Origin of the sequence: Mycobacterium rhizamassiliense, assembly GCF_900157375.1 — a bacterium.
Classification (GTDB): Bacteria; Actinomycetota; Actinomycetes; order Mycobacteriales; family Mycobacteriaceae; genus Mycobacterium; species Mycobacterium rhizamassiliense.
Genome location: NZ_LT721901.1, coordinates 5,528,736 through 5,544,563, shown reverse-complemented (window position 1 = coordinate 5,544,563; position 15,828 = coordinate 5,528,736). Strand labels below are relative to the sequence as shown.

At 69.3% G+C, this 15,828-nt stretch carries 13 protein-coding genes; 8 read left to right on the top strand and 5 right to left on the bottom strand.

What is annotated here, in order from left to right; all coding sequences use genetic code 11:
• Positions 1–64 precede the first annotated feature (64 nt).
• From MRAB57_RS26175 to dxs, 4 genes are all read left to right on the top strand, one after another.
• A complete protein-coding gene (locus tag MRAB57_RS26175) occupies positions 65–2,059 on the top strand; it encodes an APC family permease (protein ID WP_077089928.1) in 1,995 nt (664 codons plus the stop codon).
• A 38-nt stretch (positions 2,060–2,097) separates the two neighbouring features.
• A complete protein-coding gene (locus MRAB57_RS26170) occupies positions 2,098–3,333 on the top strand; it encodes a class I SAM-dependent RNA methyltransferase (protein WP_108638005.1) in 1,236 nt (411 codons plus the stop codon).
• A 133-nt stretch (positions 3,334–3,466) separates the two neighbouring features.
• Entirely contained in the window at positions 3,467–4,930 is a 1,464-nt protein-coding gene (locus MRAB57_RS26165; protein WP_077089927.1) for a cation:proton antiporter domain-containing protein, read from the top strand.
• Positions 4,931–4,990: 60 nt separating this feature from the next.
• The gene (gene dxs / locus MRAB57_RS26160) at positions 4,991–6,904 is read left to right on the top strand and encodes a 1-deoxy-D-xylulose-5-phosphate synthase (RefSeq protein WP_077089926.1); all 1,914 of its coding nucleotides are present in this window, start codon (positions 4,991–4,993) and stop codon (positions 6,902–6,904) included.
• Here dxs and MRAB57_RS26155 read toward each other — a convergent pair.
• The 3 genes from MRAB57_RS26155 to MRAB57_RS26145 all read right to left on the bottom strand — a co-directional run bounded on the left by MRAB57_RS26155 (position 6,901) and on the right by MRAB57_RS26145 (position 9,767).
• The gene (locus tag MRAB57_RS26155; protein WP_077089925.1) at positions 6,901–8,175 is read right to left on the bottom strand and encodes an HRDC domain-containing protein; all 1,275 of its coding nucleotides are present in this window, start codon (positions 8,173–8,175) and stop codon (positions 6,901–6,903) included. The genes dxs and MRAB57_RS26155 overlap by 4 nt on opposite strands.
• A gap of 1 nt (position 8,176) precedes the next feature.
• The gene (locus MRAB57_RS26150; RefSeq protein WP_077089924.1) at positions 8,177–8,812 is read right to left on the bottom strand and encodes a DUF3000 domain-containing protein; all 636 of its coding nucleotides are present in this window, start codon (positions 8,810–8,812) and stop codon (positions 8,177–8,179) included.
• 121 nt (positions 8,813–8,933) lie between these two features.
• Positions 8,934–9,767, bottom strand: coding sequence for an enoyl-CoA hydratase/isomerase family protein (locus MRAB57_RS26145; protein ID WP_077089923.1), 834 nt, complete (start codon positions 9,765–9,767; stop codon positions 8,934–8,936).
• A gap of 70 nt (positions 9,768–9,837) precedes the next feature.
• Here MRAB57_RS26145 and hemE point away from each other — a divergent pair, with 70 nt between their 5' ends.
• From hemE to MRAB57_RS26125, 4 genes are read left to right on the top strand one after another with little or no spacing between them, the layout of a single operon-like run.
• Positions 9,838–10,899 (top strand): uroporphyrinogen decarboxylase, encoded by a 1,062-nt coding sequence (gene hemE, locus MRAB57_RS26140; RefSeq protein WP_077089922.1) that lies wholly within the window; start codon positions 9,838–9,840, stop codon positions 10,897–10,899.
• Positions 10,896–12,281, top strand: a complete 1,386-nt coding sequence (locus MRAB57_RS26135) for a protoporphyrinogen oxidase (RefSeq protein ID WP_077089921.1) — start codon at positions 10,896–10,898, stop codon at positions 12,279–12,281. The genes hemE and MRAB57_RS26135 overlap by 4 nt, the downstream gene beginning before the upstream one ends.
• A 5-nt stretch (positions 12,282–12,286) precedes the next feature.
• Entirely contained in the window at positions 12,287–12,982 is a 696-nt protein-coding gene (gene hemQ, locus MRAB57_RS26130) for a hydrogen peroxide-dependent heme synthase (protein ID WP_077089920.1), read from the top strand.
• Positions 12,979–13,731 carry a class I SAM-dependent methyltransferase gene (locus MRAB57_RS26125; protein WP_077089919.1) on the top strand — a complete coding sequence of 251 codons (753 nt, stop codon included), beginning with the start codon at positions 12,979–12,981 and terminating at the stop codon, positions 13,729–13,731. The genes hemQ and MRAB57_RS26125 overlap by 4 nt, the downstream gene beginning before the upstream one ends.
• Positions 13,732–13,860: 129 nt before the next feature.
• On the opposite strand, the gene MRAB57_RS26120 is transcribed toward MRAB57_RS26125, so the two are convergent.
• Both MRAB57_RS26120 and MRAB57_RS26115 read right to left on the bottom strand, forming a co-directional pair.
• Positions 13,861–14,910: an NAD(P)H-dependent amine dehydrogenase family protein gene (locus MRAB57_RS26120; RefSeq protein WP_245836014.1), complete on the bottom strand. Its 1,050-nt coding sequence runs from the start codon at positions 14,908–14,910 to the stop codon at positions 13,861–13,863.
• Positions 14,907–15,776: a mycofactocin-coupled SDR family oxidoreductase gene (locus MRAB57_RS26115; protein WP_077089918.1), complete on the bottom strand. Its 870-nt coding sequence runs from the start codon at positions 15,774–15,776 to the stop codon at positions 14,907–14,909. Before MRAB57_RS26115 ends, MRAB57_RS26120 begins: the two co-directional genes overlap by 4 nt.
• Between the last annotated feature and the right edge of the window lie 52 nt (positions 15,777–15,828).

Below are 15,828 nucleotides of genomic sequence, written 5' to 3'. Positions count from 1 at the left end.
GTCGGGAACATTCTCGCCCACGGAACGCTACCGGCATGGCCTGTTGCGCTTACTCTTGGCTCTCGTGTCCAAACTTTCAACCGCAGCGCGCAGGTTGCTCATCGGGCGGCCGCAACGTAGCGACCGGCTGAGCCACACCCTGCTGCCCAAGCGCATCGCCTTGCCGGTGTTCGCCTCCGATGCGCTGTCGTCGGTGGCGTATGCGCCAGAGGAAATCTTCCTCATGCTCTCGGTGGCCGGGGCGACCGCGTACGCGTTGACGCCGTGGATCGGGCTTGCGGTGGCCGCCGTCATGTTGGTGGTGGTGGCCAGCTACCGGCAGAACGTGCATGCCTACCCCTCCGGCGGAGGCGACTACGAGGTGGTGACCACGAACCTCGGTGAGACCGCAGGCCTCGTCGTGGCCGCCGCCCTGATGGTGGATTACGTTCTCACCGTTGCGGTTTCGACGGCTTCTGCGATGGCCAACATCGGTTCCGCCGTCCCGATCGTGGCCCAGAACAAGGTCTGGTTCTGCGTGGCCGCCATCGTGATCGTGATGGCGCTGAACCTGCGCGGCATTCGCGAGTCCGGGGCGGCCTTCGCGATTCCGACCTATGCGTTCATCGTCGGGGTCGTCGTGATGATCGGCTGGGGGCTGTTCCGGATTTATGTGCTGGGCAACCCGCTGAAGGCCGAATCCGCCGGGTTCACGATGCACGCAGAGCACGGCCCGATCCTGGGGTTCGCGTTCGCGTTCCTGGTAGCGCGCTCGTTCTCGTCGGGCTGCGCCGCGCTGACCGGTGTCGAGGCGATCAGCAATGGGGTGCCCGCGTTCCAGAAACCCAAGTCGCGCAACGCCGCAACGACGCTGGCGATGCTGGGCGGCATCGCGGTGGCGCTGCTGATGGGCATCATCGTGCTGGCCGAGCAGATCGGGGTGAAGCTCGTCGAGGACCCCGCCACGCAGCTGAGCGGCGTCCCGCCCGGCTACATGCAGAAGACGCTCGTCACGCAGCTGGCCGAAACCGTGTTCGGCAGCTTCCACATAGGCTTCCTGCTCATCGCCACCGTCACCGCCCTGATCCTGGTGCTGGCCGCCAACACCGCGTTCAACGGGTTCCCGGTGCTCGGCTCGGTGCTGGCGCAGCACAGTTACCTGCCGCGCCAGCTGCACACGCGCGGCGACCGCCTGGCGTTCTCCAACGGGATCCTGTTCCTGTCGGTGGCGGCCCTGACATTCGTCATCGCGTTCCGCGGCGAGGTGACCGCACTGATCCAGCTCTACATCGTCGGGGTGTTCATTTCGTTCACCCTGAGCCAGATCGGCATGGTCCGGCACTGGACTCGGTTGCTGCGCAGCGAAACTGACCCGAAGGCGCGCGCCAAGATGAAGCGCTCGCGGGTAATCAACACCGTCGGTCTGGTGTCCACCGGCGCGGTTCTGCTGGTGGTGCTGGTCACCAAATTCTTTGCCGGGGCGTGGATCGCGATCGTGGCGATGAGCGCGCTGTTCGTCATCATGAAGCTGATCCGCAAGCACTACACCACCGTCAACCGCGAACTGGAGGAGCAAGCCGCCGCGCAGCACGACGTCGTGTTGCCCAGCCGTAACCACGCTTTGGTGCTGGTGTCGAAGTTGCATCTGCCGACGCTGCGCGCCCTGGCCTACGCGCGCGCGACGCGTCCCGATGCGCTCGAGGCCCTGACGGTCAGCGTGGACGACGTGGAGACCCGTGCGCTGGTGCAGGCCTGGGAGCAGAGCAACATCAGCGTGCCGCTCAAGGTCATCGCGTCGCCCTACCGCGAAATCACCCGTCCGATACTCGATTACGTGAAGCGCGTGAGCAAGGATTCACCGCGGACCGTCGTCACGGTGTTCATCCCGGAGTACGTCGTGGGCCACTGGTGGGAGCAGGTGCTGCACAACCAGAGCGCGCTGCGGCTCAAGGGCCGGCTGTTGTTCATGCCCAATGTCATGGTGACTTCGGTTCCGTGGCAACTGAGTTCATCGGAGCGACTGCAGACGCTGCAGCCGCACGCCGCACCCGGCGACGCCCGTCGCGGCATCTTCGATTGAGTCCGGCACTCACCCCCGAGCTGGACGAGGATCACCCCATGCGGCCCGAGTTGCCGGTGACACCGACGAGTCCCGAACTGACGCTTCTCACCGGCGCCCCCGCCAACGGCGGCAGTTGCGTGGCGCACCACGAAGGCCGGGTCGTGTTCGTGCGCTACGCCCTGCCCGGCGAGCGGGTGCGGGTGCGGGTCACCGCGGACCGCGGATCTTATTGGCATGCAGAGACTGTCGAGGTGCTCGACGCGTCGGAGCACCGGGTCGCGTCGCTGTGCCCGATCGCCGGGCCGGACGGCGCCGGGTGTTGCGATCTGGCGTTCGCGGTTCCGGAGGCAATTCGCTCGTTCAAGGCCAGCGTCGTGGCCAATCAGCTGGAACGCCTTGGCGGGCACCACTGGAGCGGCGAGGCCGAGCCGCTCGGGGATTCTGGGCCAACCGGCTGGCGCACCCGGGTGCGGCTGGATGTGGGTGCCGACCGTCGCCCCGGCTTTCACCGCTACCACAGCGACGAGCTGGTGACCGACCTGCGTTGCGCCCAGTTGCCGTCCGGCATGCTCGACGACCTGACTGCGCCCGGCGGCAGGGCCGACTGGCCGGTTGGCGCGCAGCTGCACGTGGCCATCGACGACGACGGCGGGCGCCACGTGGTGCGAACCCTGCGGCAGGGTCGGGGCACCGCAACCAAAGTGGTTGAGGGCGCCTACGAAGCGACGCAGCGGGTGGGACAGCGGGTCTGGCGGGTGCCGGTGACGGCGTTCTGGCAGGCGCACCGGCAGGCGGCGCGCGTGTACTCGCGTCTAGTCGCCGACTGGGCGCAGCCGGACGCCGGCGCGCGGGTCTGGGATCTCTACGGCGGCGCAGGCGTTTTCGCCGCGGCGCTGGCCGACGCGGTGGGGCCCGCCGGGCGGGTGCTGACCGTCGACACCTCGCGGGCGTCCTCGCGGGCGGCTCGCGCCGCACTGGCGGACCTGCCGCAGGTGGACGTCGTCACCGAATCGGTGCGCCGGGCGCTGGCCGCGCAACGGACCGGCGCCGACGTGGCGGTGCTGGACCCGCCCCGCGCGGGGGCCGGGCGCGAGGTGATCGACCTGCTGGCCGCGGCCTCGGTGCCACGCGTGATCCATATCGGTTGTGAGGCAGCATCTTTCGCGCGCGACATCGGCCTGTACCTGGCCCGGGGCTACGCCGTCGAGAAGATCAAGGTGTTCGACGCGTTCCCGCTGACCCATCACACCGAATGCGTCGCGTTGCTGACTCGAACGCCCGCGACAGGCTAGACTGCGTCGCGGTGTGCCGGGAAGTCTGGTCGGCGGTGTCGTTGTCGTACGATCGAAAGGCTCGCGTGGCTGCCATCGAACAACGGTCCGCACTCATCGCGCCTTTCGGGCGCCCGCTGTTGGGCGGGGCCCCGTGAACCAGTCTTCTCATTATGCGTTGATCGTCTTGCTTTGCAGCGCTGTGGGTTTGGTTGCCGTTCTGGCGAATCGACTCACCGAGCGGGTGAAAATTCCGGTGCCGCTCCTCGTGCTGGTCGGAGCGGCCGTCGCGGTGCATGCGCTGCCCGCCGTGCCGACACCGTCGGAGCCGACCGTCGAGCGGGTCATCACGATCGCGCTGGTGCTGGTGCTGTTCGACGGCGGAATGCACATCGGGCCGTCGCGCTTTCGCGCGGCGGTTGCTCCGATCCTGTCGGTCGGCGTGGCGGGGACCGCCCTCACCGCCGCCGGCGCGGCACTGGTCTTGCACTGCCTGTTTGGCATCGGCTGGTTTCCCGCGGTCCTCGTCGCCACCGCCGTCGCCCCCACCGATCCGGCCGTCGTGTTCTCCGTCCTGGGCAAGCGCGAGATCAGGGGTCGCAGTAGCACCATCCTGGAGGGCGAGTCGGGTGCCAACGATCCGGTCGGCATCTCGTTGATGTCCAGCCTGATCGCCGCCGGTGGTCTCAGCGCGGCTGGATTCGCCAGCGTGGGAACCCAATTCGTGTTGCAGATGGCGATCGGGTTCGCCGTCGGGGTGGTCGGCGGCCGTGCCCTACTCGTCTTCATGCGCCGCGTGACATTGCCGAGCGAGGCCTTGTACTCGCTGCGAACGCTGGCCACGTGTCTGATGTTGTACGGCATCGCCACGCTGGCGCACGGTTCGGGATTTCTGGCGGTGTTCGTGGCCGGCATCGTGATCGGCGATGCGCGTGCGCCCTACAAGCCGGAGATCAAGCGGTTCCACGCCGGGTTGGCGGGCCTGGCCGAAATCGTCGCGTTCGCCATCCTGGGTTTGACCGTCGACCTCGACGTGCTCGCCCATCCCGATGTTTGGATTCCCGGGGTCATCCTCGGTGTGACCCTGACCCTGGTGATTCGCCCGTTGGCCGTGAGCGCCTGCCTGGCTCCGGTACGGCTACGGCGAAACGAACGCATCTTCATTCTCGTCGCCGGGCTGAAGGGTGCGGTGCCGATCCTGCTCGGCGAGTTCCTGCGTGCTGCACACGTCGCTGACGCCGAACGTCTGTACGGCATCGTCGTGGTCGTCGTCATCTTCTCGGTTTTGGTGCAGGGCAGCTCGGTGACCGGTGTCGCCAGGCTGTTGCACCTGCCCATGCGCACCGTCGAGACACAGCCGTGGGAGATAGGGGTCCGGCTCGCGGACGAGCCGGAGGGGGTCCATCGCTTCAGCGTCGCCGCCGGGTCTGCCGCCGAGGGATGCACGGTCGAGGGTCTCGGTGACCGGGTCGGTGACATCTGGGTGAGCATCGTGGTCCGCACCACCGGCCTGGTGCCGGTGCGGGGCGACACCGCGCTCGAGGCCGGCGACGAGGTCGTCGTGCTGGCGGATCCCGAACTTCACGACCTGCTCGCCGCGCAGTTCGGCCGTCCGTAAGTCGCCCACCGCCAGAACTCGATCCTGCTGATCCTGCGCACCGCTGCGTAGACTGGCCCAATGCTGGAACAGATCCGTGGGCCCGCTGATCTGCAGCACCTTTCCCAACAGCAACTACGCGATCTGGCGGCAGAGATTCGCGAGTTCCTGATTCACAAGGTGGCTGCCACGGGCGGGCATCTGGGGCCGAATCTCGGGGTCGTCGAGCTGACGCTGGCGCTGCACCGGGTGTTCGATTCTCCACACGATCCGATCATCTTCGACACCGGCCACCAGGCCTACGTGCACAAGATGCTGACGGGCCGCTCCCACGACTTCGAAAACCTGCGTAAGAAGGGCGGGCTGTCGGGATACCCGTCGCGCGCCGAGAGCGAGCACGACTGGGTCGAGTCCAGCCACGCCAGCGCGTCCCTGTCCTACGCCGACGGGCTGGCGAAGGCGTTCGAGCTGACCGGCCACCGCAACCGGCACGTCGTCGCCGTCGTGGGTGACGGCGCCCTGACCGGCGGCATGTGCTGGGAGGCGCTGAACAACATCGCCGCCTCCCGCCGCCGGGTGATCGTCGTCGTCAACGACAACGGCCGCAGCTACGCGCCCACGATCGGCGGCGTCGCCGACCACCTGGCGACGCTGCGGTTGCAGCCGGCCTACGAACAGGTGCTGGAGAAGGGCCGCGACGTGGTCCGGTCCATGCCGCTGTTCGGCAAGATCGCCTACCGCTTCATGCACAGCGTCAAGGCCGGCATCAAGGACTCGCTGTCGCCACAACTGTTGTTCACCGACCTGGGGCTGAAATACGTGGGCCCGGTCGACGGCCACGACGAGCGCGCGGTGGAGGCCGCGCTGCGCCACGCGCGCGGCTTCGGCGGCCCGGTGATCGTGCATGTCGCCACCCGCAAGGGCATGGGCTATGCGCCCGCCGAGGCCGACGAGGCCGAGCAGATGCATTCGACGGTCCCGATCGACCCGATCACCGGGCAGGCCACCAAGATCGCGGGCCCGGGCTGGACGACGACCTTCTCCGACGCGCTGATCGGCCACGCCCGCACCCGCCGCGACATCGTGGCCATCACGGCGGCGATGCCGGGGCCCACCGGGTTGACGGCGTTCGGGCAGCAGTTCCCGGACCGGCTGTTCGACGTCGGCATCGCCGAGCAGCACGCGATGACGTCGGCGGCGGGGCTCGCGATGGGCGGGATGCACCCGGTGGTGGCCATCTACTCGACCTTCCTCAACCGGGCGTTCGACCAGATCATGATGGACGTCGCGCTGCACAAGCTGCCCGTCACCATGGTGCTCGACCGGGCCGGCGTCACCGGCTCCGACGGCCCCAGCCACAACGGCATGTGGGACCTGTCGCTGCTGGGCATCGTGCCCGGCATCCGGGTGGCCGCACCCCGGGACGGTACCCGGCTGCGCGAGGAACTCGGCGAGGCGCTCGACGTCGACGACGGCCCCACCGCGATACGGTTCCCCAAAGGCGATGTGGGAGAAGACATTCCCGCGTTGGAGCGGCGGGTCGGGGTCGACGTGCTCTCGGTACCGGCCAGCGGGTCCAACCACGACGTGCTGTTGGTCGGGGTCGGCGATTTCGCGCGGATGGCACTGGCGGTGGCCAAGCGCCTGCACACCCAGGGCATCGGCGTGACCGTGATCGACCCGCGCTGGGTGCTGCCGGTGCCCGACGGCGTCCTCGAGCTGGCCGAGCAGCACAAGCTGGTCGTCACGCTCGAGGACAACGGCGTCAACGGCGGGGTGGGATCGGCGGTGTCGGCCGTGCTGCGGCGCGCGGACATCGACGTGCACTGCCGCGACGTCGGCCTGCCCCAGGAGTTCTTCGAACACGCCTCGCGCGGCGAGGTGCTGGCCGAGCTCGGCCTCACCGACCAGGACGTGGCCCGCCGGATCACCGGTTGGGTTGCGGCGCTGAGCAGTTCGGAGTCCGAAGCGGAGATCCGCGAGCACCTCGACTAGTCGGCGGCCTCGGCCGGCGGCTGGACCGCCCTGGCAAGGGCTTCCACCACGAGTTCGCGCTGCCACGGCCGCGCCTGCCCGGCGCGCAGGAAGTCCTCGACGGCCGTGACCGGGTCCGCGACGGCTTCCCAGTCCCAGCACAATCGCCGCACCAGGTCGGGGGAGATCAGGTTTTCGGCCGGCACGCCCACCCGCTGCGACACCTCCGCCAGCCCGGCCCGGGCCGCCTCCAGCCGCGCAGCGGCCTCGGGTTTGCGCCGGCTCCAGCGCGCCGCCGGCGGCGGCCCGTTGGGCGGCTCGGCATCCTCGGGCTGATTGCGGCTATCCCGGGCCGCCTGCAGCGCCCCCAGCCACACCGAGGCGCTACGGCGTTGGTTGCGCCCGCCGAACACCGGCAACGCCACCAGCTCCTCGACCGATTTCGGGTTGGCGATGGCCGCGTCGATGATCGCCGAGTCCGGCAGAATGCGGCGCGGGGCGACGTCGCGGCGCTGGGCGATGACGTCGCGGGTCAGCCATAGCTCGCGGACCGCGGCCAGGCCGCGCCGGTCGCGCACCTTGTGGATTCCCGACGTCCGCCGCCAGCGGTCCCGGCGCACCGCCGGCGCGGCCTCCCGGGCGCCCGCGCTCCTTAAGTATTCGAATTCCTGTGCAGCCCAATCAGTTTCACCCTGGTCGGCCAGCACCTGCGCGATCGCATTGCGCAGCTCGATCAGCAGCTCGACGTCCAGGGCGGCGTAGTTCAGCCATTCGCTGGGCAGCGGTCGCTTGGACCAGTCGGCCGCGCCGTGGCCCTTGACCAACCCGAATCCCAGCAGCCGCTCGACCATGGTGGCCAGGTTCACGCGGTCGAAGCCGGCCAGCCGCCCGGCGAGCTCGGTGTCGTAGAGCGCGGGCGGGTGCAGGCCGACCTCGGCCAGGCACGGCAGATCCTGATCGGCGGAGTGCAGGATCCATTCGTCCTTGGCCAGCACTTCGGCAAGCGGCTGCAGCGCGGTCAGCGGGTCGGCGTCGTGGCTGACCGGGTCGATGAGCACGGTGCCGGCGCCGGCCCGGCGGATCTGAATGAGGTACGCGCGGTTGGAGTAGCGGAAGCCCGACGCCCGCTCGGCGTCCACCGCGAACGGGCCGTGTCCGCCGTCCAGGAATTCCGCGGCCGCCGCGATCTGGCGGACGGTGACCGAAAGCTCGGGAACCCCCTCGGCGGGATGAAGTAGCGGGGTGGGTTCGGGTTCAGTGCTGCCGGACGCATCGGCCGCCGGTTCGCACATATCAGGCGCGTGACCGCGAGCCCAGGTCAGTGACCCCGACCGGCGGCAGGCCGGAGGCGTGCTCCAGCACTTCGCAGAACGCCTCGACGTGGACGCCGACCTCGGGGGTCGTCGCGGTCCAGGAGGCCCGTAGCTCGAGCTGGTGTGCGCGCGGCGGTCCGGAGATGTCGCCGTAGCGCACCGACGTGGTGGCCGTGACGGTGCCGCCCAGCGCGGTGAGCTGGTCGGTGCGCGACTCGAGCGCGTCGACCAGCCAGCTCCACGCCACTTCCGGTAGCAGCGGGTCGACGGCCTCGCTGGAGTCCAGGTCGGCCTGGATGTAGGCGACCAGGCGGATGGTGCCGTCCCAGGCGTCGGCGCCCTCGGGGTCGTACAACAGGATCAGCCGGCCGAAGGCGTCGCCCTCGGAGCGCTCGGGAACGATCTCGAGGTCGGGATGCTTGACCTCGGCGCCCAGCGCGTAGCTGAAGGGCGCCAGGCGCTGCGGCGGGCGGATGGGGCCCAGCTCGATCTCGGGCCGGGCGCTGACGGCGTTCATGGCCGCGACCGCCTCGCGGAATGGGGCCGGTTCAGCTGAAGTCACTGCGGCCACTCCTATTCGTCGCTCCCGCTCCTCATCGTCGTAGGCGCGGGTCACAGCGTCCGACGCTAGACCCATCGGCCAACACCCCGCGACAGGCGCGCCGGTTTCCAAACCCGTCGCGACCAAGCCGTTACCAAGGCTCTTCACGATCTCCACAATCGCGCGTTTGCGCTGGTCAGGTCCCTGTTCCGCCGGTGAATCGCGCCGGGCGCTTCTCGCGGTGGGCGGCCAGTCCTTCCTGGACGTCGGGGCCGCTGAAACTGAGGAATTCCAGGCCAAGCGAGGTTTCGAAGGTGGGGGCGAACATGCGGTACCAGGAGTTCAGGCTGCGCTTGGTCCAGCGGATCGCGTTCTGGGCGCCCTGCGCCAAATCGCCGGCGATGCGGGTCGCGGTCGGCAGCACCTCGTCGTCGTCGACGCAGGCCGAGACCAGGCCGATGCGCTCGGCCTCCTCGCCGACCAGCGTCTCGCAGGTGAGCAGGTAGTACTTGGCCTTGGCCATGCCGACCAGCAGCGGCCAGCAGATCGCGGCGTGGTCACCGGCGGCGACCCCGAGCTTGGTGTGCCCGTCGATGAGTTTCGCGGTCCGGCCCGCGACCGAGATGTCGGCCAGCAGCGCCACCACCAGCCCCGCCCCGACGGCCGGGCCGCGGATTGCCGAGACCACCGGCTTGTCGAAGTTGACCATGTTGAGCACCAGGTCGCGGGCCTCGCGCATGATGCGGATCCGGCCCTCGTAATCGTTGATGGTCTCGTCGATCAGGTCGAAGCTGCCGCCGGAGGAGAACGCCCTGCCCTCGCCGCGGACCAGGACGGCGCGCACGGCTGGGTCGCGATCGATCGCAGGCCAGACGTCGGCGAGATCGCGGTGCATCTGCGGCCCGACGGAATTCAGCCCGGGGGAGTCCAGCACCAGCGTCAGGACGCCTTCGGAACCAGGTTTGTCGCCGAGTTCGAAGCGGAGGCTGGGGAATTCGTCGTAGTTGACCGACGCTGGCGCTACTGGCACGTGGTCGATGTTACGCAGCGGCTTCGGGCACGGCGCCCGGCCTGCGCGCTCCGTGGCAGCATTGAGGCTGATGAACACCCCTGCGCACACGCACCGCGAACTTCCGGAGTCGCCGTACCTGGCCGCACTCACCGGCCGCAAACCCGGCCGGGTGCCGGTGTGGTTCATGCGGCAGGCCGGCCGCTCGCTGCCCGAATACCGGGCGCTGCGTCAAAACCACGCCATGCTGGCGGCGTGCTTCGAGCCCGAGATGGTCTGCGAGATCACCCTGCAACCGATCCGCCGCCACGACGTCGACGCCGCGATTCTGTTCTCCGACATCGTGGTGCCGCTGCGCGCGGCCGGGATCGATTTGGACATCGTCCCGGACGTCGGACCGGTGATCGCGCACCCGATACGCACCGACGCCGACATTGACGCGATGAAACCCCTTGAAGCGCAAGCCATTCAGCCGGTCTGCGAGGCGGTCAAGCTCCTGGTCGACGCGCTGGGCGAGGTGCCGCTGATCGGTTTCGCGGGTGCTCCTTTCACCCTGGCCTCGTATCTCGTCGAGGGCGGCCCCAGCCGTAATCACGCCCGCACCAAGGCGATGATGCTGGCTGAACCGGCGAGCTGGCACGCGCTGATGTCCAAGCTGGCCGACCTGACCGTGGCGTTCCTGCGCGGCCAGATCGACGCCGGGGTCGACGCGATCCAGGTATTCGACTCGTGGGCCGGGACGCTGTCGCTGGCCGATTACCGCCAATACGTATTGCCGCACAGCGCGCGGGTGTTCGCCAGCCTGGCCGAATACGGCATCCCCATGACGCACTTCGGGGTTGGGACGGCCGAGCTGCTGGGCGCGATGGGCGAGGCGGGCGCGACGGTCGTCGGGGTGGATTGGCGAACCTCGCTGACCGACGCGGCAGCCCGGGTGGGGTCCGGCAGGGCGCTGCAGGGCAACCTCGACCCGGTGGTGCTGCTGGCGGGCTGGCCGGCGGTGGAACGCGCCGCACGCGCGGTCGTCGACGACGGGCGCCGCGCGGTGGACGCCGGCGCGTCCGGCCACGTCTTCAACCTGGGCCATGGGGTGCTGCCCGAGACCGACCCCGGCGTGCTGACCGACCTGGTGTCGCTGGTCCACTCACTATGAGTCCGCGCTCGTATTGTGTTGTGGGCGGCGGCATTTCGGGACTGACGGCGGCCTACCGGCTGCGCCAGGCGGTCGGCGACGACGCGAGCATCACGCTGTTCGAGCCGGGCGAGAAGCTCGGCGGGATCCTGCGCACCGAGCCGGTGGCCGGCCGGCCGATGGACCTGGGTGCCGAGGCGTTCGTGCGGCGGCGCCCCGAGATGCCGGCGCTGCTGGCCGAATTGGGCCTGGCGGAGCGCCAACTGAGTACCACCGGTGCCCGCCCGTTGATCTACAGCGGGCAGGAGCTGCACCCGCTGCCGTCGAACACCGTCGTCGGGATCCCGTCGTCGGCGGCGTCGCTGGCCGGCCTGGTCGACGAGGCGACGATCGCGCGGATCGACGCCGAACCCACCCGCGCGCTGAGCTGGTCGCCGGGCAGCGACCCCGCGGTGGCCGAGCTGGTCGGTGACCGGTTCGGGGAGCAGGCGGTGGCCCGGTCGGTGGACCCGCTGCTCAGCGGGGTGTACGCGGGCTCGGCGGCGACGATCGGGCTGCGCGCGGCGGCCCCCAGCGTGGCGGCGGCCCTCGATCGCGGCGCGGCCAGCCTGACCGAGGCGGTCCGCGTGGGCTTGCCGCCGGCCATCGGCGCGCCGGTGTTCGGTGCGCTCGACGGCGGCTACCAGGTGCTGATCGACGCGCTCGTCGAGCGCGGCCGGCCGAAGTGGGTGCGCGCCGCGGTGCAATCGCTCGAGCCGGCCGGGCGCGGCTGGACGCTGCGCGACGACGCCGGGACGCAGTGGAGCGCCGACGCGGTGATCCTGGCGATTCCGGCCCCGCGGCTGGCCCCGTTGATTTCCGCGGTGGCCCCGGACAGCGGCGCGGCGGCGGCCCGGGTCACCAGCGCATCGGCGGTCGTGTTGGCGCTCGCGGTCCCGGGCGACACCGCCTTCCCGGAGTGCTCGGGTGTGCTGGTGGCCACCGGCGAGCCGTTGCACGCCAAGGCGATCACCCTGTCGTCGCGCAAATGGGGTGTGCCCGGCCCGGAATCGGGGGTGCAGTACCTGCGGCTGTCGTTCGGGCGGTTCGGCGACGACCTGGCCGCCACCGCCACCGACGAGCAGCTGCTGGCGTGGGCGGCCGAAGACCTGAGGGCCGTGTTCGGGCTGGGCATCGACCCCGTCGACGCCCGCGTGCGGCGCTGGATCGACGCGATGCCGCAGTACGGGCCGGGCCACGCCGCCCTGGTGGCCGAGATCCGCGACGGCCTGCCGCCGACGCTGGCCGTGGCCGGCAGTTACCTGGACGGGATCGGCGTCCCGGCGTGCATCGGGGCGGCCGGCCGCGCCGCCGAGCGTGTGATCAGGGCCACCGAGGACTCAGACGCGGAAGTGGCACGATAGGTCCCATGGCCAAGATCGACTTTGACGCCCTGAACTCGACGATCCGCTACCTGATGTTTTCGGTGTTTTCGGTGGAGCCCGGCGAATTGGGTGAACAGCGTGACGCCGTCATCGACGAAACGGCCCGGTTTTTCAAGCAGCAGGAAGAAGGCGGCGTCGTGTTGCGCGGCCTGTACGACGTCGCGGGCCTGCGGGCCGACGCCGACTTCATGATCTGGACGCACGCCGAGCGCGTCGAGGCGTTGCAGGCCACCTACGCCGACTTCCGCCGCACCACCACCCTGGGCCAGGTGAGCGCGCCGGTGTGGAGCAGCGTCGCGCTGCACCGCCCGGCGGAGTTCAACAAGAGCCACATCCCGGCGTTCCTGGCCGGCGAGGAAGCCGGCAACTACATCTGCGTGTATCCGTTCGTGCGGTCCTACGAGTGGTACCTGCTGCCCGACGAGGAACGCCGCCGCATGCTCGCCGAGCACGGCATGGCGGCCCGCGAGTTCAAGGACGTGCGCGCCAACACGGTGCCGGCGTTCGCACTCGGCGACTACGAGTGGATCCTGGCCTTCGAGGCGCCCGAGCTGCACCGCATCGTCGACCTGATGCGCGAGCTGCGCGCCACCGATGCCCGCAGGCACACCCGCGAGGAGACGCCGTTCTTCACCGGGCCGCGGGTGGCAGTCGAGCAGCTGGTCAATTCCCTGCCGTGACAACCGAATTCGATCCCAACGATCCCACCCGCTTCGATCAGATGTACCGCGACGAGCGGACCTCGCACGGCCTGCCCGCCGCCACGCCCTGGGACATCGGCGGCCCGCAGCCGGTGGTCCAGCAGCTGGTCGCGCTCGGCGCGATCAAGGGCGAGGTGCTCGACCCGGGCACCGGCCCCGGTCACCACGCGATCTACTACGCGTCGGCAGGCTACGCGGCGACCGGCATCGACGGGTCGGCAACCGCGTTGGACCGGGCCCGCGAGAATGCCGAAAAGGCCGGCGTATCAGTCAATTTCGAGTTAGCCGACGCCATCAAGCTGGAGGGTCTGGAGAACCGGTTCGACACCGTCGTCGACTGCGCTTTCTACCACACCTTCAGCAGCGAGCCCGAGCTTGCGCAGGCGTACGCGCGGGCCCTGCACCGCGCCACCAAGCCCGGGGCACGGCTGTACATGTTCGAGTTCGGCGCCCACGACGTCAACGGCTTCACGATGATGCGGTCGTTGTCCGAGAAGGACTTTCGTGATGTGCTCCCGGCCGGCGGCTGGGAGATCACCTACCTGGGCACGACCACCTACCAGGTCAACATCAGCGCCGAGCAGATCGAGATGATGGCGGCGCGCAATCCCGACATGGCTGACCGGGTGAAGGACATGCTGAAGCGATTCCGCTCGATGGAACCCTGGCTGGTCGACGGCCGGGTGCATGCCCCGTTCTGGGAAGTGCACGCCACCCGGGTCGACTAGCGGCTTTCGTGGTGCGGCTGTGGCTTCCGCCGTGCGGCTTTGGCTTTCGCAGTGCGCTCAGGGCGACGACACGCCGATAAACCCCGCCGCCAGCGCACACTCAAAACCCGCAGCGCACACTCAAAGGTGCTAGCGCCAGCGGTAGGCGCCGAACACCGGCGCGGTGACGACGCCCGGGGGCGCCTGCAGCACATAGGGAATGGCCCGCACCGCGCTCATGGCGACCGCGAGTATGCCGCCGGGCGTGCCGCCCTCGGCCGGGGTGTTGTCGATGTTGAGGTCCAGCCGCATCGGCGGTGCCCCGTCGACCCGGACGCGCACCAGGAACAGCTCGTCGGGGAGGTCTGGCCAGTCGACGACGTCGCGGGTGACGGTCCAGTATTCCTCGGCGATTAGCACCGGGGCGCCGCGGCGGTAGGCCGTCCACGAAAGCTTCTGGGCGACAACGGTACCGGCAGCCAGGACGCCGAACGCGACCGGCACGTCGTGGTCGGCGGTGGCGGTTTCGATGCTCGGGTGGACCTCGTCGATCTCCAGGTGCAGGATGTCGGCGGTCGACGTCAGGGCCTGCTCGTACTGTATCGAGACCGCGCGGAACATCGGCGCGTCCACGGTGATCTCCGCGGGGTCCTTGCCCATACCCATCAGGTCGACGAGCATGCCCTTTTCCGTCACCGCCGAGCAGTCGACGAACTCCGAGATGGTGATCCGGTCCACCCGCTGCGAGAGCCCGGTGAGGGTGGCGGCCAGCCGCTCGAACATGAACCCGGGATGCTCGCCGGCGGCGTGAAACCGCGCTCCCGATTGCTTGCACGCGTCCAGGATTCGCCGCTGTACGTCGGGGCCGTAGGTGGGCAGGTGGCTGTAGCTGGTGGTGGTGATCACGCTTTTGCCGCTGGCCAGCAGGTCGACGATGTCGTCGGTGTTGGTGTTGTCGCGCACGGCCTTCGAGGCGGCGTGCAGGACCACGTCGGCGTCGAGCGCCAGGATCTGCGACCTGTCGCCGGTGACGGTGACGCCGGTCGGCGGCCGGTCGACCAGCGTGCCGGCATCGGCCCCGACTTTGGCTGGGCCGTAGGCGAACACGCCGGCCAGTTCGAGGTCGGGGTTGTCGATGATTTCGCGCAGCTGCGCCGAGCCCACCGGGCCGGTCGCCCACTGGATCACGCGGGCCGTCACGCCGGGCCGTCCGGAAACTTCAGCAGAGCGCCCGCGTCCACCCGGATCTGTTGCCCGGTGACGTAGCGCGACTCGTCGCTGGCGAGGAAGACGGCGAGGTTGGCGATGTCCTCGGGCTCGATGTAGGGGATCGGCATCGCCTGGAAGTGGGTAAAGGCGGGCTCCACATCGGCGCGGGTCGGCTTTTGCGTCCGCATGTCGGGGCGAAACACCGCGTAGAGCGCATCGTTGTGCAGCAGATGCGTGTTGCAGTTCGTGGGATGAATGGCGTTCACCCGAATCATCTTGGGCGCCAGGTGCAATGCCATCTGCTCGACGTATCCGATCAGGGTGTTCTTGGCCCACGCATAGCCGGCGCCGCCGGGTCCCATCAGCGGATTGGTCGTAGTAGCCGGCATCATGCCTGCCGTCGATCCGGTCACGATGATGGACCCGCCGTCGGCCAGGTGGGGCAGCGACACCGCGACGGTGTTCAGCACGCCGAGCAGGTCGACGTCGGTCGCGTCGACGAAATCCGACGGCAGCGGGTCGCCCATCGCCATCGGCAGGATGCCGGCGTTGGCGACGACGATGTCCAGCCGGGAGAGCTCGGAGACACCTTCCTCCAATGCCTTTCGCAGCTGATCGCGCTCCCGCACATCCGCCTTGACCGCGATGCAACGCCGGCCGAGGTTCTCGACGAGTTTGGAGGTAGTCTCCAGATCTTCGATCGTCGAGAGGGGGTAGTTGTTGGACTCGATCTGCTCGCAGATGTCGATGCAGACGATGTCGGCACCCTCGGTTGCCATCTGGACCGCGTGCGCGCGGCCCTGGCCTCGCCCCGCGCCGGTGATGAAGGCGACCTTGCCGCTCAGACGATTGCTCATGTTCTCCGTCGGGTTGTTTCGCGCAATCTAAACCTCTAGATGTATCTTTTGT